The sequence below is a fragment of the Roseococcus microcysteis genome (genome assembly GCF_014764365.1).
Classification (GTDB): Bacteria; Pseudomonadota; Alphaproteobacteria; order Acetobacterales; family Acetobacteraceae; genus Roseococcus; species Roseococcus microcysteis.
Genome location: NZ_CP061718.1, coordinates 1,661,778 through 1,682,676, shown reverse-complemented (window position 1 = coordinate 1,682,676; position 20,899 = coordinate 1,661,778). Strand labels below are relative to the sequence as shown.

Annotated in this window: 24 protein-coding genes; 12 read left to right on the top strand and 12 right to left on the bottom strand. The window is 71.1% G+C overall.

Annotated features, from left to right (window positions below; translation table 11 throughout):
* Positions 1–120: 120 nt before the first annotated feature.
* Positions 121–600 (bottom strand): acetyl-CoA carboxylase biotin carboxyl carrier protein, encoded by a 480-nt coding sequence (gene accB / locus ICW72_RS08095; protein WP_191085729.1) that lies wholly within the window; start codon positions 598–600, stop codon positions 121–123.
* The gene (gene aroQ / locus ICW72_RS08090; RefSeq protein ID WP_191085728.1) at positions 600–1,052 is read right to left on the bottom strand and encodes a type II 3-dehydroquinate dehydratase; all 453 of its coding nucleotides are present in this window, start codon (positions 1,050–1,052) and stop codon (positions 600–602) included. The genes accB and aroQ overlap by 1 nt, the downstream gene beginning before the upstream one ends.
* 139 nt (positions 1,053–1,191) lie before the next feature.
* Between aroQ and thiS the strand changes: the two genes are divergently transcribed.
* A complete protein-coding gene (gene thiS, locus ICW72_RS08085) occupies positions 1,192–1,434 on the top strand; it encodes a sulfur carrier protein ThiS (protein WP_191085727.1) in 243 nt (80 codons plus the stop codon).
* Between the two features lies 1 nt (position 1,435).
* A complete protein-coding gene (locus tag ICW72_RS08080; protein ID WP_191085726.1) occupies positions 1,436–2,227 on the top strand; it encodes a thiazole synthase in 792 nt (263 codons plus the stop codon).
* Positions 2,228–2,230: 3 nt separating this feature from the next.
* On the opposite strand, the gene ICW72_RS08075 is transcribed toward ICW72_RS08080, so the two are convergent.
* From ICW72_RS08075 to ICW72_RS08065, 3 genes are read right to left on the bottom strand one after another with little or no spacing between them, the layout of a single operon-like run.
* Entirely contained in the window at positions 2,231–3,175 is a 945-nt protein-coding gene (locus tag ICW72_RS08075) for a Bug family tripartite tricarboxylate transporter substrate binding protein (protein ID WP_191085725.1), read from the bottom strand.
* Positions 3,172–4,056, bottom strand: a complete 885-nt coding sequence (gene bla / locus ICW72_RS08070; protein ID WP_223880910.1) for a class A beta-lactamase — start codon at positions 4,054–4,056, stop codon at positions 3,172–3,174. Before bla ends, ICW72_RS08075 begins: the two co-directional genes overlap by 4 nt.
* Positions 4,057–4,115: 59 nt before the next feature.
* Entirely contained in the window at positions 4,116–5,072 is a 957-nt protein-coding gene (locus ICW72_RS08065; RefSeq protein WP_191085723.1) for a Bug family tripartite tricarboxylate transporter substrate binding protein, read from the bottom strand.
* Positions 5,073–5,144: 72 nt separating this feature from the next.
* Between ICW72_RS08065 and ICW72_RS08060 the strand changes: the two genes are divergently transcribed.
* Positions 5,145–6,431: a replication-associated recombination protein A gene (locus ICW72_RS08060; protein ID WP_191085722.1), complete on the top strand. Its 1,287-nt coding sequence runs from the start codon at positions 5,145–5,147 to the stop codon at positions 6,429–6,431.
* 19 nt (positions 6,432–6,450) lie between these two features.
* On the opposite strand, the gene ICW72_RS08055 is transcribed toward ICW72_RS08060, so the two are convergent.
* On the bottom strand, positions 6,451–7,962 hold the full coding sequence (locus ICW72_RS08055) for an aldehyde dehydrogenase family protein (protein ID WP_191085721.1): 1,512 nt from the start codon (positions 7,960–7,962) through the stop codon (positions 6,451–6,453).
* 100 nt (positions 7,963–8,062) lie between these two features.
* Between ICW72_RS08055 and ICW72_RS08050 the strand changes: the two genes are divergently transcribed.
* Positions 8,063–8,566 carry a pyridoxamine 5'-phosphate oxidase family protein gene (locus ICW72_RS08050; protein ID WP_191085720.1) on the top strand — a complete coding sequence of 168 codons (504 nt, stop codon included), beginning with the start codon at positions 8,063–8,065 and terminating at the stop codon, positions 8,564–8,566.
* 167 nt (positions 8,567–8,733) lie between these two features.
* Here the strand turns inward: ICW72_RS08050 and ICW72_RS21320 are convergent, their stop codons facing one another.
* On the bottom strand, positions 8,734–8,925 hold the full coding sequence (locus tag ICW72_RS21320; RefSeq protein ID WP_223880909.1) for a hypothetical protein: 192 nt from the start codon (positions 8,923–8,925) through the stop codon (positions 8,734–8,736).
* Positions 8,926–9,086: 161 nt separating this feature from the next.
* Here ICW72_RS21320 and ICW72_RS21315 point away from each other — a divergent pair, with 161 nt between their 5' ends.
* The 7 genes from ICW72_RS21315 to ICW72_RS08020 all read left to right on the top strand — a co-directional run bounded on the left by ICW72_RS21315 (position 9,087) and on the right by ICW72_RS08020 (position 13,693).
* A complete protein-coding gene (locus tag ICW72_RS21315; protein ID WP_223880908.1) occupies positions 9,087–9,242 on the top strand; it encodes a YdeI/OmpD-associated family protein in 156 nt (51 codons plus the stop codon).
* Positions 9,243–9,288: 46 nt separating this feature from the next.
* The gene (locus ICW72_RS08040) at positions 9,289–9,840 is read left to right on the top strand and encodes a P-loop NTPase family protein (protein ID WP_191085719.1); all 552 of its coding nucleotides are present in this window, start codon (positions 9,289–9,291) and stop codon (positions 9,838–9,840) included.
* Complete coding sequence (locus ICW72_RS21405; protein ID WP_456300182.1) at positions 9,837–10,040, top strand: CoA transferase; 204 nt, start codon at positions 9,837–9,839, stop codon at positions 10,038–10,040. The genes ICW72_RS08040 and ICW72_RS21405 overlap by 4 nt, the downstream gene beginning before the upstream one ends.
* Positions 10,037–11,041, top strand: a complete 1,005-nt coding sequence (locus ICW72_RS08035) for a CaiB/BaiF CoA transferase family protein (RefSeq protein WP_456300181.1) — start codon at positions 10,037–10,039, stop codon at positions 11,039–11,041. The genes ICW72_RS21405 and ICW72_RS08035 overlap by 4 nt, the downstream gene beginning before the upstream one ends.
* Positions 11,038–11,886, top strand: a complete 849-nt coding sequence (locus ICW72_RS08030) for an alpha/beta fold hydrolase (RefSeq protein ID WP_191085718.1) — start codon at positions 11,038–11,040, stop codon at positions 11,884–11,886. The genes ICW72_RS08035 and ICW72_RS08030 overlap by 4 nt, the downstream gene beginning before the upstream one ends.
* A 205-nt stretch (positions 11,887–12,091) precedes the next feature.
* Complete coding sequence (locus ICW72_RS08025) at positions 12,092–13,330, top strand: NAD(P)/FAD-dependent oxidoreductase (protein ID WP_223880907.1); 1,239 nt, start codon at positions 12,092–12,094, stop codon at positions 13,328–13,330.
* A gap of 15 nt (positions 13,331–13,345) precedes the next feature.
* Positions 13,346–13,693, top strand: a complete 348-nt coding sequence (locus ICW72_RS08020) for a DUF5368 domain-containing protein (RefSeq protein ID WP_191085716.1) — start codon at positions 13,346–13,348, stop codon at positions 13,691–13,693.
* Between the two features lie 59 nt (positions 13,694–13,752).
* Here the strand turns inward: ICW72_RS08020 and hemB are convergent, their stop codons facing one another.
* From hemB to ICW72_RS07995, 5 genes are all read right to left on the bottom strand, one after another.
* The gene (hemB, locus tag ICW72_RS08015; RefSeq protein ID WP_191085715.1) at positions 13,753–14,763 is read right to left on the bottom strand and encodes a porphobilinogen synthase; all 1,011 of its coding nucleotides are present in this window, start codon (positions 14,761–14,763) and stop codon (positions 13,753–13,755) included.
* A 117-nt stretch (positions 14,764–14,880) separates the two neighbouring features.
* Positions 14,881–16,167, bottom strand: a complete 1,287-nt coding sequence (locus ICW72_RS08010) for an O-acetylhomoserine aminocarboxypropyltransferase/cysteine synthase family protein (RefSeq protein WP_191085714.1) — start codon at positions 16,165–16,167, stop codon at positions 14,881–14,883.
* Positions 16,168–16,231: 64 nt separating this feature from the next.
* Positions 16,232–16,663, bottom strand: a complete 432-nt coding sequence (locus ICW72_RS08005; protein WP_191085713.1) for a hypothetical protein — start codon at positions 16,661–16,663, stop codon at positions 16,232–16,234.
* Between the two features lie 14 nt (positions 16,664–16,677).
* The gene (gene pyk, locus ICW72_RS08000) at positions 16,678–18,114 is read right to left on the bottom strand and encodes a pyruvate kinase (RefSeq protein ID WP_191085712.1); all 1,437 of its coding nucleotides are present in this window, start codon (positions 18,112–18,114) and stop codon (positions 16,678–16,680) included.
* 10 nt (positions 18,115–18,124) lie between these two features.
* Positions 18,125–19,417 carry a glycerate kinase type-2 family protein gene (locus ICW72_RS07995; RefSeq protein ID WP_191085711.1) on the bottom strand — a complete coding sequence of 431 codons (1,293 nt, stop codon included), beginning with the start codon at positions 19,415–19,417 and terminating at the stop codon, positions 18,125–18,127.
* Between the two features lie 99 nt (positions 19,418–19,516).
* Between ICW72_RS07995 and ICW72_RS07990 the strand changes: the two genes are divergently transcribed.
* Complete coding sequence (locus ICW72_RS07990) at positions 19,517–20,833, top strand: LLM class flavin-dependent oxidoreductase (RefSeq protein ID WP_191085710.1); 1,317 nt, start codon at positions 19,517–19,519, stop codon at positions 20,831–20,833.
* Positions 20,834–20,899 lie beyond the last annotated feature (66 nt).

The window sequence follows — 20,899 nt, the reverse complement described above, 5'->3', positions numbered from 1 at the left end:
GGCTACGCCGCGCGGCAGGCGCGCTGGTGGGCGGAGTCAGGTGGGCGGCGCCGGCCGCGGTGCGGCCGGATTCTCGTGGCGAGGTGCTGGTCACGGTGATGACGTGCCGTTCGGGCTGCATCACTCCACCAGCACCAGCGGCTCCCCGTATTCCACGGGCGTGCCGGCCTCGACCAGGATGCGCGTGACGGTGCCGGCCCGCGTCGCCTTGATCTGGTTGAAGGTTTTCATGGCCTCGATCAGCAGCAGGGTCTGGCCGACCGCCACCTTGCTGCCCAGGCTCACGAAGGGCGCCGCGCCCGGCTCGGGCGCCAGGTAGGCCACGCCCACCATCGGCGAGGTCACCAGCCCGGGATGCTTCGGGTCGAGCGAATCAGCAGCCGCCGCCGCCGCGGCGACGGGCGCCACCGGCACCGGGGCCGGGGCGGGCGCCTGGGGCGCCGGATAGTAGGCGGGGGCCGCCGGCGCCACCGTCACCACCCGCGCCACGCGGATGCGCGCATCCTTCTCGGACAGCTCGATCTCGGTCAGGTCGGTTTCACGCAGGATGTCCGCGAGGCGACGGATCGCCTCCGGGTCGAACTGGATTCCGCTGGTCATTATTCCTCGTCCTCACCATCCGCGATCAGCCCCGCCATGGCCTGGAGCGCCAGCGCGTAGCCGGCCACCCCGAGCCCGGCGATGACCCCCGTCGCCGCCTTGGAGACCAGGCTGTGCTGACGGAATTCCTCGCGTCGGTGGATGTTCGTGATGTGCACCTCGATCACCGGCAGCCCGACCGCGAGCAGCGCGTCGAGCACGGCCACCGAGGTGGTGGTGTAGCCCGCCGGGTTGATGACGATGCCCTGCGCATGGCCCCGGCATTCCTGGATCCAGGTGACGAGCTCGCCCTCGGAATTGGTCTGGCGGAAATCGATCGCCAGCCCCAGCTCCTCCGCCGCCTCGGCGCAGAGGGCCTCCACATCGTCCAGCGTGGCGGTGCCGTATTTCTCCGGCTCCCGCGTGCCGAGCATGTTGAGGTTGGGGCCGTTCAGGACGGCGACGAGCTGCATGGCTTGATCCGGACCGGTGACAAAAGGCGCGAGCGGTGCGGCTAGCACGCGCGCCCGCAGAGCGGCAAGCGGCCCGAGGGGAGGGCAGGGACGCGGGGGCGTCCTTGCCCTGATGGCGGGGCCTCGCCATGTTCCTCCCATGACGGACACCTCCCTGGCCGGGACGCGCACGGCCCCCACCCTCCGCCTCACGGTGAATGGCGAGGCCCTCTCGCTGCCCGCGGGCGTGAGCGTGGCCGGGCTGCTGGACCATCTGGGCCTGCCCCGCCGCAAGATCGCGGTGGAACGCAACCTCGAGATCGTCCCGCGCTCCCTCTACGACGAGACGTCGCTTTGCGATGGCGACCAGATCGAGATCGTCCATTTCATCGGGGGCGGCTGACATGAACGCGACCACCTTGGAGGATGACGGCTGGACCGTGGCCGGGCGGCGCTTCCGCTCGCGCCTCGTGGTCGGCACGGGTCGCTACAAATCGCTGGAGGAGACGGCGGCCAGCATCGCCGCCAGCGGCGCCGAGATGGTGACGGTGGCCGTGCGCCGGGTGAACCTCAGCGACCCCAAGGCCCCCATGCTGCAGGATTTCGTCCCGCCCACCCAGTACACCTACCTGCCCAACACGGCCGGCTGCCACACGGCGCAGGACGCGGTGCGCACCCTGCGCCTGGCGCGCGAGGCCGGCGGCTGGAACCTGGTCAAGCTGGAGGTTCTGGGCCCGCCGCCCTTCCTCTACCCTGACATGGCCGCGACCTTCGAGGCCGCCGCCGCCCTGCTGGCCGACAATTTCGAGGTGATGGTCTATTGCGCCGATGACCCCGTGGCGGCCAAGCGCCTGGAGGAGATGGGCTGCGTGGCCATCATGCCGCTGGGTGCCCCGATCGGCTCCGGCATGGGGGTGGTGAACCCCTACATGATCCGCGCCATCAAGGCCCAGGCGAAGGTGCCGGTGCTGGTGGATGCGGGCATCGGCACGGCCAGCGAGGCCGCCTTCGCCATGGAACTGGGCTGCGACGCGGTGCTGCTGAACAGCGCCATTGCCCATGCCCAGGACCCGGTGCGGATGGCGGCGGCCATGAAGCATGCGGTGATCGCGGGGCGCCATGCCTATCTCGCGGGGCGGATGCCGCGCGACTACCGGGCGGACCCCTCCAGCCCGACCACCGGCACCATCCGCTGAGCCTCAGTCGAGGCGGATTTCCTCCTCGGCGATGATGCGCGCCATCAGGGCGCGCTCCTCCGCCAGGAATGCCGCGAGATGGGCCGGGCCCCGCGCCTCCGGCTGGAGGCCGAGGGCGGCGAGGCGGGGCGCGATCTCGGCCTCGCCCATCGCTTCGATGGCGGCTTCCGCCAGGCGCGCGACCACCCCCTCCGGCGTGCCCGCCGGCACCAGCAGCGCCACCCAGTCGCCATGGGCGAAGCCGGGGAGGCCCTGTTCGGCGATCGTTTTGACGTCCGGCAGCGCCGCCGCGCGGGTGGCGGTGGAGACGCCCAGCGCCCGCAGCCGTCCGTCGGCCAGCAGCGGCGCGGCCAGGGCGAGCGAGGTGAAGCCGAAGGGCACATCGCCGCGCAGCATGCCCTGCACCTGGTCGGCCCCGCCGCGATAGGGCACGTGCTCGCCCGCGATGCCGGCGCGGCGCAGCAGGGCGGCGGCCGCGATATGGGTGCGCGAGCCCACGCCCACGCTGCCATAGCGCGCGTGGCGCGGATCGGCCCGCAGGCGTTCGACCAGGGCCGGCACATCCCCCACGCCGAAGCCCGGCCGCGCCACCAGCAGCAGGGGCAGGGTGGCCAGCAGGGTGACGGGCGCCAGGTCGCGCGCATAGTCGAAGCCGAGGCCGCGCATCAGGGCCGGGTTTACCGCCTGCCCCCCGGAATCGAGCAGCAGCGTGCCCCCATCGGGCGCCGAATGCGCCACATGGCCCGAAGCCACGGCCCCGCCCGCGCCGCTGCGGTTCTCGGGCGTCACCAGCGCGCCCAGCCGTGCCGCCAGGCGCGGCGCCAGCAGCCGGCCCAGGATGTCGGTGGAGCCGCCGGGCGGAAAGGCGATGACGAGGCGGATACTGGCAGGCTGCGCGCGCGCCGTGGCGGGCAGCAGCGGCAGGGCCAGCAGCGCGCGGCGCCTCATGCGGTGGCGGCCACCACGGCCGCGCCCAGTTCCGCCAGCGCCGCGTCCCGCGCCGCCATCGCGGCCGGGCCCTCGGTCAGGTAGGCCGTGACCAGGAGGGGCGGCCGCCCGCCAGGCGGCCAGAGCAGGCCGATGACGGCGCGGCTGTTGAAACCCCCGGCCCCGGTGCGGTCCCCGGCCTCCCATCCCGCGGGCAGGCTGGCGCGCAGCAGGGGGCCGCCCGTGCGGTTCGCGCGCATCCAGGCCAGCAATCGCGCCCGGCTGTCCTGCGAGAGCGCATCCCCCAGCGTCAGCGCCCGCAGCGTGCCCAGCATGGCCAGCGGCGTGGTGGTGTCGCGCGGGTCGCCGGGGCGGGCCTCGTTGAGCGCGGTCTCGACGCGGTCCAGGCGGGATTGCGTGTCGCCGATGCCGCGCAGGAAGGCTGTCAGCGCCGAGGGGCCGCCCAGCGCGTCGAGCAGCAGGTTGGCGGCGGTGTTGTCGCTGATGGTCATGCAGGCCTCGGCCAGGGCCTCCACCGTCAGCCCCGGTCCGCCCGCCGCGACTTCCGTCACGGGCGACCAGGTGACCAGCGCCTCCCGCCCGAAGGCGATGCGCCGGTCCAGCCGCTCCTGCCCCGCCTCCACCCGCGCCAGCACGGCCCCGGCCAGGGGCAGCTTGAAGGTGCTGGTGAGGGGAAAGCGTTCCTCGCCCCGATGCGCCACGGTCTGCCCCGTGGCGAGGTCCAGCACCGCGGCGCCGAGCCTTCCGCCGTGCCGCCGCTCGATGGCGGCGAAGGTCTCGGGCAGGGCGGCCCAGCCCTGGGCCAGGGCGACCAAGGGGGCGGCCAAGGGGGCGGCCACGGCCGTGGCCAGCCCCAGCCCCGCGGTGCGTCGTGTGATCATGCGCCGGCCATAGACCATCCGGCGCAGGGGCGTAATCGGCTATTCTTGCCGCCTGCCCGTCAGCCCTCCAGGCGGATGCCCTCGGCCTGGATCAGCGCGCCCATCTCGTCCCGCCGCTGGCGCAGGAAGTTGGCGAAGGCCTCCGGCCCATGCGCGGCGGGTTCCAGGCCGAGGCTGAGGAAGCGCTGCTGCAATTCCGGGTCGTTCATCGCCGCCCGCACCGCGGAGGCCATGCGCGCGATCGCCTCGCTCGGCGTGTTGGCCGGCGCGTAGATCGCGTGGAAGTCATAGATGGAAAAGCCCGGGAAGCCGCTTTCCGCCACGGTCGGCACATCCGGGTAGGCGCGCGCCCGCTGCGGTGTGGAGGCCACCAGCGGCCGGATGGCCCCGTCGCGGATCAGCCCCGCGATGGTCGGGATGGTGCTGAAGGTGGTGATGGTGTCGCCGCGCCGGATCGAGGTCAGCTGGTCCGCGCCGCCCCGATAGGGCACATGCGTCGCCTGCAACTGCGCCCGCCGCATCAGCAGCGCCCCTGCCAGGTGCGACCCCGTGCCCACGCCCGAACTGCCATAGCTGACCTGCCCCGGATTGGCGCGCGCATGGGCCACGAAGCCCTGGAAGTCCCGGATGGGGCTGTCCCCGCGCACGATCAGCAGGGCGGGCAGGATGGTGGCCTGGGTCACGGGCGCGAAGGCCGTCGCGTAGTCGAAGCCGAGGCCGCGCATGAGGTGTGGGTTGGTCGTGGCCCCGCCGGCATCGAGGGCGAAGGTGCTGCCATCCGCCGGCGCCTGCGCCAGGGCCGCCATGGCCACCGCGCCATTGGCGCCGCCGCGATTGTCCACCACCACCGTATGGCCCAGCTGCCGCTCGATCGCGGGCGCGATGATGCGGCCCAGGATGTCGGTGGACCCACCCGGCGGGAAGGTGACGAGAAGCCGCGTCACGCGCTGCTGCGCGATGGCGGGCGCGGCGAGCAGGCCCGCGCCGGCGATGAGAAGGCCACGTTTCGTGGGCATTGGTTTCCTCCGTTGCTGATCGGCGTAGGATGCCCCTATGCCCGTGCTTCGCAAGCCCAATCAGAGGTCATCATGAGCCTCTTCGCCGGCCAGGCGCCCCGGCCCCTCGCGGACCGGATGCGGCCCGCCCGCCTGGATGAGGTGGTGGGGCAGGACCACCTGCTCGGGCCCGAGGGGCCGCTCGGGCGGATGGTGGCGGCTGGCGCGCTGTCCTCGCTGATCCTCTGGGGGCCGCCGGGCACGGGGAAGACCACCATCGCCCGTCTGCTGGCCGAGGTGTCGGACCTGCATTTCGAGGCCATCAGCGCCATCCAGTCCGGCGTGGTGGAGTTGCGCAAGATCTTCGAGGCGGCGCGACGCCGGCGCGAGGGCGGGCAGGGCACGCTGCTGTTCTGCGACGAGATCCACCGCTTCAACCGCGCCCAACAGGACGCCTTCCTGCCAGTGGTCGAGGACGGGACGGTCACGCTGGTGGGCGCGACGACGGAAAACCCCTCCTTCGAACTCAACGGCGCGCTGCTCTCCCGCTGCCGCGTGCTGGTGTTGCGCGCCCTGGATGAGGCGGCGCTCGGCGCCCTGGTGGCGCGCGCCGAGGCGGCGCTGGGCGCGCCGCTCCGCCTGACGGAGGAGGCCCGCGCGGCGCTGCTTTCCCTCGCGGGCGGGGATGGGCGCTACTTGCTGAACCTGGTGGAACAGGTGGCCACCCTGCCGGGCGATGAGGTGCTGGACCCCGCGGGCCTCGGCCGCGTGCTCCAGCGCCGCATGGCGACGCACGACAAGGCGGGCGACGGGCATTACGACCTGCTGAGCGCCTTCCATAAGTCGCTTCGCGGCTCGGACGTGCAGGCGGCGCTGTACTACGCGGCCCGGATGATGGTCGGGGGCGAGGCGCCGGAGGTGGTGTTCCGCCGCCTGCTCTGCGCCGCCAGCGAGGATGTGGGCACCGCCGACCCCCAGGCCATGGTGCAGGTGATTTCGGCCTGGGACGCCTATGAGCGCGTGGGCTGGCCCGAGGCCAAGCTCTTCATGGCCCAGGCCATCACCTATGTGGCGACGGCCCCCAAGTCGAACGCGGCCTATATGGGCTTCACCCGCGCCTTGGCGGCCGCCGAGCGAACCGCCCATCTGCCGCCGCCGCTGTCGGTGCTGAACGCGCCCACGAAGATGATGAAGGAGCTGGGCTACCACGCCGGCTACCAGTACGACCACGACGCGCCGGAAGCCTATGCGGGGCAGGATTTTTTGCCGGAAGCGCTGCGCGCCGAAATCTTCTTCACGCCGAATGAGCGCGGCTTTGAACGCGAGATCCGAAAGCGCCTGGACTACTGGTCCGGCTTGAAGGCGCGGCGCGGCGGTTGAGGCCGCGCCGCACAGCCCATCAGGCCATATTCACCATGATGGTCTTCTTGTGGGTGAAGTGCTCCAGCATGGCCTCCAGGCTCGCTTCCTTGCCGAGGCCGGACGACTTCACGCCGCCATAGGAAAGGTTCGCCTGCACCACCAGGTTCTGGTTGATCTGCACGAGGCCCGCCTCCAGCCGGTGCGCGAGGTCGAGGCCGACCTTGAGGTTGTTGGTCCAGAGGCTCGCCGCCAGCCCGTATTCGCTGTCATTGGCTTCGGCCAGCACGGCCTCGGCGTCGTCGAAGGGCTGGATGACGGTGACGGGGCCGAAGATTTCCTCGCGCACCAGGCGGGAATTGCCATCCAGGCCCGTGAAGATCACGGGGCGCAGGAAAAGGCCCTTCTTCAGCGCGGGGTCGGTCGGCATGGCGCTGCACTCATGCGCGGTGGCGCCGGGCGTGCGCTTGCCTTCCTCGATGAAGCCCTGGACCTTCTCGAACTGGCCCTCGCTGATGATGGTGCCGATGTCGGTCTTCTCGTCCAGCGGGTCGCCCATCACCATGGCGTCCACGGCCTTCTTCATCTCGGCCACGAAGCGGTCGAAGATGGGGCGCTCCACATAGATGCGGCTTGCCGCCGTGCAACTCTGGCCCTGGCGGGTGAAGCGCATGGAGGTGATGGCGCCGGAGACGGTCTTCTCGAAATCGCAATCCGCGAAGACGATCATGGGCGACTTGCCGCCCAGCTCCAGCGTGACGGGCACGAGCTTGTCGGCCGCGGCCTTGGCCACGATCTTGCCGGTCTCGACGCTGCCGGTGAAGGTGACCTTCCGCACCTTGGGATGCGTGACCAGCGGCGCGCCGCATTCCGGCCCGAAGCCGCTCAGCATGTTGAAGCAGCCGGGCGGCAGGATGCGGTTCATCAGCTCGCAGATGCGCAGCACGGTCAGCGGCGCTTCCTCGGCCGACTTCACCACCACCGTGTTGCCGGCCACCAGCGCGGGCGCGATCTTCAGCGCCATCAGCAGCAGCGGCACGTTCCAGGGGATGATGGCGCCGACCACGCCCAGCGGCTCACGCACCGTCACGGACAGCACGTTGGGGGCGAAGGGGACGCTCTCGCCCTTCAGCTCGGAACCCAGGCCGCCGAAGAACTCGAACACATCGGCCACCACGCCCGCTTCCACGCGGCTTTCGGTGCGCAGCGCCTTGCCGGTTTCCAGCGCGATGAGGCGCGACAGCTCCTCCTGATGCGCCTTCAGCAGGGCCGCGCATTGGTGCACCAGGGCGCCCCGCTTGCGGGCCGGGACCTTGGCCCATTCCTTCTGGGCGCGGGCGGCGTCCTGGACCGCGGCGTCCACATCGGCGGCATCGCCCTCGGCGGCGCGGGCCACTTCCTCGCCCGTCGCGGGGTTCACCACCGCGAAGCTCTTGCCGGAGCGGGCCGGCACATAGCGCCCGCCGATGAAGTGCAGGCCGGACAGCGCCTTGGCCAGAGCGCGGCAATCCGTGGTGGGGTCGGCCGGGGTGGGGTGCGGCGTGTCGAGCATGGCGGTGTCCTCCGTAGGGGTCGGACCATGCGACGGATGGGGGGCGCCGGGCAACCCTGGCGGGCCGCCGCCGTTGCTTGGTCCATAGAGGAGACCCCCGATGACCGAGCCCACCACCCCTGATGCCATGTCGCGCGAGAAGGCCCGCGCCCTGCTGGACGATATCCGCATCGTCATGCTGGCCACCCATTCGCCCGAGGGCGGGCTGCATGCGCGCCCCATGCAGATCGTGGGCCTGGAGGGCAGCACCATCTGGTTCTTCACCGATGTGGATAGCCCGAAATCCATGGAGATCGGGCGCGACCATGACGTGCTGGTCGCCGCCTCCTGCCCCGAGCGGAAGGAATATGTCTCGGTGGCCGGCACCGCCCGTGTGGTGCAGGACGTGGCGAAGCAGCGCGAGCTCTGGACCGAGGATGCCCGCCCCTGGTTCCCGGAAGGCGCGCGGAGCGAGGATCTGGCGCTGATCTCCGTCACCATGCGCTCGGCCGAATACTGGGACAGCAAGCCCACCGGCGGCTTCCTGGCCTTCAGCTACATCCAGGCGATGCATGAGGGCGAGGAAGGCGAGGCCCAGCACGGCAAGGCGAAGTTCGGGGGCTGATGCCCCCGGCCGCAAGGCCGCTCGGGTAACGCCGGCTGATGACCGTGGCGCGGCGCGGCGATGACGCTGTAGTGAAAGCGCCGCCGCCCGGCCGGAGGCCCGATGCCCGACCACCCCCTTCTCGACCTTCCCGATCGCGCCGCTTGGCGCGCCTGGCTCGCGGAGAATCACGGCGCTTCGGGCAGCGTGTGGCTCGTGATCCCGCGCAAGGGCCATGGCGCGCTGACCAGCGAGGACGCGGTGCTGGAGGCGCTTTGCTTCGGCTGGATCGACAGCCGCCCGCGCAAGCTCGACGCCACGCGCTCCCTGCTGCTGATGTCACCGCGCCGACCGGGCAGCGCCTGGTCGGGCGTGAACAAGGCGCGGGTGGAGCGGCTGGCGGCCGCCGGCCTGATGGCCGCCCCGGGTGAGGCCGCCATCCGGCGCAGCATGCAGGATGGCGGCTGGACGCGCCTCGACGCCGCGACGGCGCTGACCGAGCCGGAGGCCCTGCTGGACGCGCTGCGCGACGCCCGGCGCCTTGGAGGCTTGGCAGGGTTTTCCGGCCTCGCACCGCCGGGCGAACCTCGAATGGGTGGCGCAGGCCAGGCGCCCCGCCACGCGGGCCGTCCGCATCGCCGAGATCGCGACGCGGGCGGCGCGGGGTGAGCGTGCCAACACTTGGAAGCGTCCCTGATTTCGCGCTTGCGCCGGCCATGCTGCAAGTGCGAAGGGGCCTTCCCATGGCGGGAGGTATCCACATCACCGGCGCGGCGGGGGCGGGGACCTCCACCCTGGGTGCGCGGCTCGCGCAGCGCCGGGGCTGGGCCTATGCCGAAACGGACGACGCGCTGTGGCTGCCCACCGAGCCACCCTATCAGGAGCTGCGTCCGGCGCCGGAGCGAATCCCCTTCCTTCGCACGCAGATCCCGCAGGGCCAGCCCTATGTTCTGGCCGGTGCCGTATTGGGCTGGGGCGAGGCGCTGACCCCGGAATTCCGCCTGGTGGTGTTTCTCGACACCCCGCGGGAGGTGCGGCTGGCGCGCCTCAGGCTGCGCGAGGCGGCGCGATTTGGCGCGGCGGTCGCGCCTGGCGGCGCACGCCGGGCGGAATACCTGGAATTCCTGGCCTGGGCCGCCTCCTATGACGCCGGCACCGAGCCGGGGCGCAGCCGAGCCCGGCACGAGGCCTGGTTCACCACCCTCCCTTGCCCCCTGCTGCGCCTCGAAGGCACTCTGCCGCCGGATGAACTGGTGCGCCGCACGGAAGCGGCGCTGGAGAAGATATTCGCATGACCAATCCTTCCGGCCCGCTCAAGGGGCTTCGCGTGCTCGACCTCACCCGCGTCCTGGCGGGCCCCACCTGCACCCAGATGCTGGGGGACCTCGGCGCCGAGGTCATCAAGATCGAACGGCCCGAGGCGGGCGACGACACGCGCGGCTTCGCCCCCCCTTCTGGCCGGAGACGAAGGAGAGCGCCTATTTCCTGGGTGTGAACCGCAACAAGCTCTCGGTCACGGTGGATATCGCCAAGCCCGAGGGCCAGGCGGTGATCCACAAGCTGCTGGAGCATTGCGACATCCTGGCCGAGAACTTCAAGGTCGGCGCCCTGGCCAAGTACGGGCTGGGCTGGGAGCAGCTGAAGGAGAAGTACCCCCGGCTGATCTATTGCTCCATCACCGGCTTCGGCCAGACCGGGCCCTATGCCCCGCGCCCCGGCTATGACGCGCTGATCCAGGCGATGGGCGGCGTCATGTCCCTGACGGGCGAGCCCAATGGCAGCCCGCAGAAGGTGGGCGTGCCCGTGGCGGACCTCTTCGCCGGCCTCTATGGCTGCATCGGCATCCTGGCCGCGCTGAACCATCGCAACGCCACCGGCCAGGGCCAGCAGATCGACATCGGCATGCTGGACACGCATGTGGCGTGGCTGGCCAACCAGGGCATGAACTACATCGCCACCGGCGAGAACCCGCCGCGCCTGGGCAACCAGCACCCCAATATCAGCCCCTACCAGGAATTCCCGACCAAGGATGGCTACATGATCCTGGCCGTCGGCAACGACCCCACCTTCGAGCGCTTCTGCAAGGCCTTCGGCCAGGAGGCGCTGCTGGCCGACCCGCGTTTCGCCACCAACCCCCAGCGCGTGGCCAATCGCGACCTGGTGACGCAGACGCTGACGCCGCTGACCAAGTCCAAGACCACCTCCGAATGGGTGGAGGCGCTGGAGGCGCTCAAGATCGCCTGCGGGCCGATCAACACGCTGGAGCAGGTCTTCGCCGACCCGCACGTCCAGGCGCGGGGGATGCGGGTGAAGATGCCCCATGCCTCGGGGCAGGAGATCGAGGTCATCGCCAACCCCGTGAAGCTCTCGGCCACGCCGCCCGACTACCGTGTGCCGCCGCCGGTGCTGGGCCAGCACACGGAGGAGGTGCTGCGCGGGCTGCTGGGCATGGAGGCGGCCGAGGTGGCCGCGCTGAAGGAAAAGGGCATCCTGTGACGCCGCGCGCGGGGCAGCTCCAGGCGCAGACACCGGCCGGCAGTGTGCTGCTGCGCTGGGTGGAGTGGGGGCCGGCCGATGGCCGACCCGTGCTCTGCGTCCATGGGCTGACCCGCAACGGGCGCGACTTCGACGCACTGGCCATGGCGCTGGCGGAGCAGGGCCGGCGCGTGGTCTGTCCTGATATTCCGGGGCGTGGCGCGTCGGGGTGGCTGCCCGGTCCCACAGCCTATGCGGTGCCGACCTATCTCGCCGCCCTCGCCCCCCTGCTGGAAGGGTTGGGCGAGGTGGATTGGGTGGGCACCTCCATGGGCGGGCTGATCGCCATGGGACAATGCACGGTGCCCGGTGCGCGCATCCGGAGGCTGGTGCTGAATGATGTCGGCCCATACCTGTCGGCGGAGGCCACGATGCGCCTGCGCGACCATCTGCGCGCCGCGCCCGCCGACTTCGCGGACATGGCCGCCTATGAAGCCCATTTGCGCCGCGCCAATGCGGGCTTCGGCTCGCTGACCGACGCGCAATGGGCGGCCATGGCCCGGCATGGCGCGCGGATGACGCCCGGTGGCCGTGTGGTGGCGCATTTCGACCCGGCCATCCTGGTGCCACTGATGAAACCTGTGCTTGCCGATGTGGATCTCTGGCCGCTCTGGCCCATGGTGGCGAAGCGGCCGGTGCTGGTGCTGCGCGGCGCGCACTCCGACCTCCTGGCGCCCGAGGTGGCGGCGCGCATGGCCCAGAGCCCGGGCGTGCGGCTGGAAACCATCCCCGAATGCGGCCACGCGCCCTCCTTGATGGACAGCACCCATGTCGCCCTCGTGGCGGGGTTCCTGGCGCGCGCCTGAAACCAGAGATTTGATCTGGATCAAAGGCCGCCGCGCCGAAGCCGCCTAGTTTGTCCTTTATTAAGGACATTCAGATATACGGAAACGCTCAGATAAAGCGATCCGTCGAGGAGGCGGCATGCCGGTCTCAGCAGAAATTCTCCGTGCGGCCTTGGGCCGGCGCGGCCTTTTGGTAGGCGCGGGCGCCCTGGCAGGGGTGGGCGCCGTGGCGCGCGCGCCCCAGGCGGCGGTCGCCACCTCGGCGCGGATCATCGTGATCGGCGCCGGCGCGGCCGGCCTCGCCACCGCCTCCCGCCTCGCCATGGGGCTGTCGGGGGCCAGCATCACGATGCTCGACAAGCGGCGGGAGCATCACTACCAGCCGGGCTACACCCTGGTGGCCGCGGGGCTGAAAAGCCCGGACTATGTGCTCTCCTCCACCCGCGAATGGGTGGCGCGCGGCGTGAACTGGGTGGAGGAGGCCGCGGCCGAGATCGACCCGGTGGGCAAGACCGTCACCACCGATGCCGGCCAGCGCCTGCCCTACGACTTCCTGGTGGTGGCCACGGGCCTCACGCTCGACTACGGCGCCATCGAGGGCATGGATGTCTCCCGCATCGGCCAGAACGGGCTGGGCAGCGTCTATGCCGGCCCCGCCCAGGCCGCAGCCACCTGGCGCGCCATGTCGGACTTCGCGGACAAGGGCGGGCAGGGCGTCTTCCTGCGCCCCGCCACCGAAATGAAATGCGCCGGCGCGCCCCTGAAATACGCCTTCCTGACCGATGACTTCCTGCGCCGCCGCGGCAACCGGGGCCGCGCGGAACTCACCTACAACGCGCAGAACCGCGTGCTGTTCAGCGTGCCGATCGTGGCCGAGCGGGTGCGGATGCTCTATGCCGAGCGCAACATCCGCGTGACGCATGACCATGTGCTGCGCAAGATCGACCTGGACCGCCGCATCGCGACCTTCCGCACGCCGCAGGGCGATGCCGAGCAGCAATACGACTTCATCAACGTGATCCCGCCCATGCGCGCGCCGGAGGTGGTCCGCAACTCGCCGCTGCCCTGGCAGACCGGCCCCTGGGCCGCCGATGGCTGGGCGGAGGTGGACCGCCACACGCTCCGCCATGTCCGCTTCCCGGAGGTCTTCTGCGTGGGCGACATCGCGGGCGTGCCGAAGGGCAAGACGGCGGCCAGCGTGAAGTGGCAGGTGCCGGTGGCGGTGGACCACCTCATCGCCACCATCCAGGGCCGCGAGAGCGCCGAGCGCTACAACGGCTACACTTCCTGCCCGCTCATCACGCGGGTGGGCCGGGCGATGCTGGTGGAGTTCGACTACAACGACAATCTGGTGCCCTCCTTCCCCGGCGTGATCGCGCCGCTGGAGGAGCTCTGGATTTCCTGGATCATGAAGGAGGTGGGGCTGAAGCCCACCTACCTCGCCATGCTCCGTGGCCGCGCGTGAAGGGGGGGTGAACCCATGAAGGAACTCGATCTCGCCACGCTGGTGGCCGTCTTCCAGGAAATGCTGGGCTGGACCTTCTGGCCGCTGGTGGCGTTGGCCGCCCTGGCCACGCTGGCCTTCCTGCGCGTGCTGCTGCGTGACCGTTCGCTCATTCCCCAGCGGCTGGTCTGGGCCGAGGCGCTGGGTGTCATGGGCGGCGTGGTCGCGGTGCTGGTGATGTTCACCGTGACCAGCTCGGGCTTCGCCGACCTCGGCGGGCCGATTGATTGGCTGCTGGTGCTGGCCATCTTCGGCTTCGGCACCGTGGGCACGGCGCTGGGGCTCTACGCGGCGCTCGGGCTGTTCCGGCGCCGCGTGGCGTAGCGTCTGATCGCCTCCGGTGGCAGCACCGGAGGCGTGAATCGGCCGTGCGGCTTGAGAGGTCAGCCCGCCTTGAGCAGCCGCGCGGCCTTGACCGCGAAATAGGTCAGGATGCCGTTGGCGCCGGCGCGCTTGAAGCAGATCAGGCTTTCCATCATGGCGCGGTCATGGTCCAGCCAGCCGCGCTCGACCGCCGCCATCAGCATCGAATACTCGCCGCTCACCTGATAGACGAAGGTGGGCGCGCCGAACTCCCGCCGCACCCGGTGCACCACATCCAGATAGGGCAGGCCGGGCTTCACCATCACCATGTCCGCCCCCTCGGCGAGGTCCAGCGCCACTTCGCGCAGCGCCTCGTCGGTATTGGCCGGGTCCATCTGGTAGGTCTTCTTGTCCTTGGGCCCGGCGCGGTCTGGGCCGGTCAAGGAGCCGATGGCGTCGCGGAAGGGCGCGTAGAAGCCCGACGCATACTTGGCCGCGTAGGACATGATGCGTGTGCGCTGCAGCCCCTCGGCGTCGAGGGCCGCGCGGATGGTGCCGATGCGGCCATCCATCATGTCGGAGGGCGCCACGATGTCCACGCCCGCCTTGGCGTAGTTGATGGACATGGTGACAAGCGCCTTCACGCTCTCCTCATTGTCCACCTCGCCATTCCGCACCACGCCGTCATGGGCGTGGCTGGTATAGGTGTCGAGCGCCACGTCGCCGATGACGCCAAGCCCCGGATGCGCGGCCTTCAGCGCGCGCGCGGCGCGGCAGGTGAGGTTGTCGGGGTCGAGCGCGCCCGTGCCGTCCTCGTCGCGCGCCTCCATGGGCGTGTAGGGAAACAGCGCCACCGCGGGGATGCCCAGCGCGGCGGCCTCGGCCACATGCTCCGCCACCACATCGGGGCTGACGCGCAGCACGCCGGGCATGGAGGGCACCTCGACCCGCTGGCCGGTGCCTTCCGTGAGGAAGATGGGCCAGATCAGGTCGCCCACATGCAGCGCGTTCTCGGCCACCAGGGCGCGCGTCCAGGCGTCCTGACGGTTGCGCCGCATGCGGGTGGTGGGGAAGCTTCCCGCGTAGTTCATCACGCCTCCGATGGCTGGAGCGCCCGCAGGGCGCGGAAGGCTGAATCGGCGGCGCGCATCACGCCTCCGATGGCTGAAGCGCCCGCAGGGCGCGGAGGACTGAATCGGCGGCGCGCATCAGTTCAACGCCTGTTCGAGATCGGCGATGATGTCGTCAATGTGCTCGATGCCGATGGACAGGCGCACATAGCCCGGCGTCACCCCGCTCATCGCCTGCTCGCTCTCGTCGAGCTGGCTGTGGGTGGTGGTGGCCGGATGGATGGCGAGACTGCGCGCATCGCCGATATTCGCCACGTGGTAGAACATCTTGAGCTTCTCGATGAAGGCCTGCCCCGCCTCCTTTCCGCCCGCCAGCTCGATGCCCATCAGGCTGCCCATGCCGCCCTTGAGGTGCGCGTCGGCGCGCTTACGTGCCTCGCCCTCCGCGAGCGAGGGGTGGATCACCTTCGTCACCTTGGGGTGGGCCGCCAGCCAGGCGGCGGCCTTGATGGCGTTGCTGCAATGCCGCTCCATACGCAGCGGCAGCGTCTCCAGCCCCTGCAGGAACATGAAGGCGTTGAAGGGCGACATGGGCGCGCCGATGTCGCGCAGCAGGCAGGTCCGCATCCGCAGGATATAGGCGATGGGGCCGAGCGGCTTGGCCGCCTGCGACCACACCGCGCCGTGATAGCTCGGGTCGGGCTTGTTCAGCGTCGGGAACCGGTCGCCGCCCGCCTCCCAGTCGAAATTGCCGCCATCCACCACGATGCCGCCGATGGAGGTGCCATGCCCGCCGATCCACTTGGTGGTGGAGTGCATGACGATGGCCGCGCCATGCTGGAAGGGCTTGCAGATGATGGGCGCCGCCGTGTTGTCCATGATCAGCGGCACGCCGAGCCTGCGCCCGATGGCCGCCACCTCCGCGATAGGAAACACCTGCAGCTTCGGGTTGGGCAGGGTCTCGGCGTAATAGGCGCGGGTGCGGGCGTCGGTGGCGCGGGCGAAGCCCTCGGGGTCGGCGGGGTCCACGAAGCGGACCTCGATGCCGAACTGCTTCAGCGTGTTGGCGAAGAGGTTCCAGGTGCCGCCATAGAGGTCGGTGGAGCTGACGATGTTGTCGCCCGCCTCGCAGAGGTTCATCACGCAGAAGGTGGTCGCCGCCTGGCCCGAGCCCACCGCGAGTGCGGCCGCACCCCCCTCCATCGCCGCGATGCGCGTCTCCAGCGCATCACAGGTGGGGTTCATGATGCGGGTGTAGATGTTGCCCAGCTCCGCGAGCCCGAAGAGGCGGGCGGCGTGGCCCGTGTCCTGGAACTGGAAGCTGGTGGTCTGGTGGATGGGCACCGCGACGGAGCCCGTGTTCGGGTCCGCGCGGTGGCTGCCGCCGTGGAGGGCGATGGTCTCGGGGTTGGTGTACTGGCTCATCCTGGCATCCCTCGCATTTGCCGCGAGGGTGCCATCAGTTGCCCGCCGGCGAAAGGGTTGCGGCTCAGGGGCGGGCGGGGGCCTGGGTGCCGGGGGTGACGCCCGGGGTGATGCCCGGGGGCGGCGTCTCGGTGGCCGGGCGCAGCGTTTCGCTGCCATTGCCCTGGGCGCCCATCAGCGTCCAGCTGCCCTCCATCACGTCACCGTCGCGCAGCTCATAGATGCCCATGCCGGTCATGTTGCCGGCGGTGAAGGCGGTGGCGAAGGTGCGGCCGGAGACCATCCCCACCCCCTCGATCGTCTCGCGCCCGATGTTCCAGATCAGGTGGAAGCTTGTCAGCCCCACCTGCCGCAGTTCCAGCAACCCCCGGTATTCGGAGCCGTCGAGGTTGCGCCCCGTCACCTCATAGACACCGCTGCGCTGGGCGGCGGCCGGGGCGGCGGCGGCCCAAAGCAGGGTGGGGGCCAGCAGCGCGGCCAGGAAAAGGCGCTTCATCGGGGCGGGTATCCTCATTTCACCAGGGCGACACGGAGCGAGTTGGTCGTCCCCGGGGTGCCGAAGGGAACGCCCGCGGTGACGACGATCTCCTCGCCCGTCCTCGCGAACCCCTCCTGCATGGCGGCCCGGGTGGCGCGCGCCACCATCTCCGTCATGGAGTGGATATCCTGGACCACGAGCGGATGCACCCCCCACACCACCGCCAGGCGCCGCGCCGATTCCATGCGGGGCGTCAGGCCCAGGATGGGACAGTCCGGCCGCTCCCGCGCCACCCGCAGGGTGGTGCTGGCGGTGGAGGTGAAGGTGGCCACCACCTGCGCACCGATGGTGCGCGCCACCTGGGCGGCCGCGGCGGCGATGGCGCCCGCGCTGGTGCGCTCGGCCTCGGGGCGGCTCTGGTCGGTCTGGGCGCGCCAGCCGGCATCCTGCTCGGTGCGGGCCACGATGCGGTCCATGATGGAGACGGCCTCCAGCGGGTATTGCCCCGCCGCCGTCTCGGCCGAGAGCATCACCGCATCCGCCCCGTCGAACACCGCCGTCGCCACGTCACTGGCTTCGGCGCGGGTGGGGGAGGGGGCGGTGATCATGCTCTCCAGCATCTGCGTCGCCACCACGACCGGCTTGCCCAGCGCCCGGGCGGCGCGCACCAGTCGCTTCTGCACCAGCGGCACCTCCTCGGGTGGGAGTTCCACGCCAAGATCGCCGCGCGCGACCATCACGGCATCGGCCAGCGCCAGGATGCCGTCCATGTTCTCGACGGCCTGGGGCTTCTCCATCTTCACCATGATCCAGGCGCGTCCGGCCGCGATCTCCTGCGCCTCGGCCACGTCCTCAGGGCGCTGCACGAAGCTGAGGCCCACATATTCGATGCCCAGCGGCAGCACGAAGTCGAGGTCCGCGCGGTCCTTGGCCGTCAGCGCCGGGATGGGCAGGGCTACGTCCGGCACGTTCACGCCCTTGCGGTCCGACAGGGGCCCGCCCACCACCACCTCGGTCTCCAGGTGGTCGCCCTCCACCTGGCGCGTGACGCGCAGCTTCAGCTTGCCGTCATCGAGCAGCAGCGTGGTGCCGATGCGCGCGGCGGCGATGATCTCGGGGTGGGGCAATTGGGCGCGGCGCACATCGCCCGGCGTGGGGCTGAGGTCGAGGCGGAAGGGCTTGCCGGGGGTGAGCTGCACGCGCCCGGCGGCGAACTTGCCCACGCGCAGCTTGGGCCCCTGCACATCGGCCAGGATGCCGATAGGCCGGCCCAGGCGCTTCTCCACGTCGCGGATCATCTCGATGCGCTGGGCGTGGTCCTCATGGCTGCCATGGCTGAAATTCAGCCGGAACACGTCGGCGCCGGCGCGGAACAGCTTCTCGATCATCTCGACCGTGCTGCTCGCGGGGCCGAGGGTGGCGATGATCTTGGTGCGCCGGTGGCGCCGCATGGGAATGCGAGGGGGCATCGCGTCTCCTTCAGGCGCCGATCAGGATGGCGCGGACGTCGTTCACATTGGTGAGGGTGGGGCCGGTCCGCAGCGCGGTCCCCGCGGCCTCGAAGACGTCGAGGCTGCGATGCTCCTCCAGGCAGGCGCGCGGGTCGAGGCCTTTCTGGCGGGCGGCGGCGAGCGTGCCCGGTCCCGCGATGGCGCCGGCGGCTTCCGACCTTCCGTCTATCCCATCCGTGTCGGCGGCCAGCGCCCAGGTGGCGGGGGCGCCGTTCAGCGTCAGCGCCATGGCCAGCAGGCAGGCGGTGTTGCGCCCGCCGCTGCCCTTCGTGCCGGCAGGGAGGGTGACCGTGGTCTCGCCGCCCGAGAGCAGCACGCAGGGGGCGGGCAGGGGGTGGCCATGCGCGGCCACGCTGCGCGCGATGCCGGCCAGGGCCGTGCCGACATGCCGGGCCTCGCCCTCCAGCGCATCGCCGAGGATGAGGGGGGTGAGGCCTTCCGCCCGCGCGGCCTCGGCCATGGCCCGCAGCGCCATCATGGGGGTCGCGATCATGCGGAATTCGGCGGTGGCGAGGCGCGGGTCGCCGGGCTTGGGGCTTTCCTCCGCGCCCGCCTCCAGGTGGCGCCGCACCGCCTCGGGCAGCGCCATGCGGTGATGGGCGACCAGGGCGCGCGCCTCGGCGAAGGTGGTGGGGTCGGCGACGGTGGGGCCGGAGGCGATCACCTCCGGGTCATCCCCCGGCACGTCGGAGATGGCGAGCGTCACGACGCGCGCCGGATGCGCCGCCGCCGCCAGCCGCCCGCCCGAGAAGGCCGAGAGATGCTTGCGGATGGCGTTCATGGCGTGGATGGAGGCGCCCGAGGCCAGCAGCGCCCGGTTGGTGGCGATCAGGTCCTCCAGGGTCAGCCCCGGCGCGGGCAGAGTGGCCAGCGCCGAACCCCCGCCCGAGATCAGGGCCAGCACCAGGTCGCGCTCGGTCAGGCCGTCCAGCATGGACAGGATCTCGCCCGCCGCCGCGGCCCCCCCGGCATCGGGCACCGGATGGGCACCGAAGCGCAGCGCGATGCGCGACAGCGGCAGCCCCGCCCCGTGCGGCGCGATGACGAGGCCGGTCAGCGGCACATCGGCCCAGGCGGCTTCCACGGCCTGCGCCATCTTGGCCGCGGCCTTGCCGACACCCACCACGATCACGCGGCCCTGGCGCGGGGGCTCGGGCAGATGGGCGGCCAGCACCGACAGCGGATCGGCCGCGCGCACGCCCGCCGCGAACATTGCCCGCAGCGCGGCCTCGGCCCGCGCATCATCCCAGCCGCCAGACATGCCTTGCCCTCCTCTTCCTCCCACTATGGACAAGGATGCGCGCCACGGCCACCGGGGCGCTGATTGACAGGGCAGGGCCGTGGCTTTTCAGTCGCTTCCATGAACGCCCTCGCTCGCCCCATGCGCCTTGGCCTCTTCCTCCAGGGCGCGGGCCACCACGTCGCCGGATGGCGCCACCCCGAGGCGGAGTTCGGCGGCGAGAACCTGGGCCTGATCCAGCGCATCGCCGCCACGGCCGAGGCGGGGCATTTTGACCTGCTCTTCCTTGCCGATGGGTTGACCACCAGCGTCGATGCCCACCCCTCCTTCGTCGCGCGGCTGGAGCCGGTGGCGCTGCTTTCGGCGCTCGCCATGGGAACGCGGCACATCGGCCTGGCCGCCACCATGTCCACGACCTACACGGAGCCCTTCCACTTGGCCCGCGCCTTCGCGAGCCTGGACCACATCAGCGGCGGCCGGGCCGCGTGGAATGCCGTCACCACCTCCTATGCGCGGTCCTCGGCCAATTTCATGCGGGGACAGCACCCCTCCCATGACGACCGCTACGCCATTGCGGAAGAATTTATCGATGTCGTGCGCGGGCTTTGGGACAGCTTCGCCGATGACGCCTTCGTGAAGGACAAGGCGCGGGGCGTCTATGTCGAGCCGGGGCGCGTCCACACGCTGAACCATCAGGGCGAGTTCTTCACGGTGTCCGGGCCCCTGAACGTTTCGCGGCCGCCGCAGGGGCATCCGGTCATCATCCAGTCGGGTTCCTCCGGGCCGGGGCAGCGGCTGGCGGCGCGGGTGGGGGAGATCATCTTCACCGCCCAGCAGACTGAGGCCGAGGGCCGCGCCTTCCGCGAGGGCCTCCACGCCCAGGTGCGCGAGGCGGGGCGCGACCCCGCCCATGTGATGGTGCTGCCCGGCGTCTGCCCCGTGATCGGCGGGACCGAGGCCGAGGCGAAGGCGCTCTACGCCCAGCTCCAGGGCGGCATTGACCCCGCCGCCGCCATCCTGCTGCTGAGCGACCGGCTGGGCCATGACATCTCCGGCTACGACCTCGACGGCCCCCTGCCCGACCTGCCGCAATCCGACCAGTTGCAAAGCCGCGCGCGGCTGCTGACCGACCTCGCCCGGCGCGAGAACCTGACCCTTCGGGAGCTCTACTACCTGGTGGCCGGGGCGCGGGGGCACCGCATCGTCTGGGGCACGCCCGAACAGGTGGCCGATGCGCTGGAGGAATGGTTCCGCGGCGGCGCGGCCGATGGCTTCAACATCATGCCGCCCTTCTTCCCGACCCAGTTCGAGCGTTTCGTCGAGGATGTGGTGCCCATCCTGCGCCGGCGCGGCCTGGTGCGCGGCGAATATGCGGGCGCCACCCTGCGGGAAAATCTGGGCCTGCCACGCCCACCCAACCGCTTCTTCCCCGGCTGAGGCGCCCGCAAGCCGTTCCCTTGCGGGCGATCGTCGTCCTAACCTCCTCCCCAACAACAAGCAGGA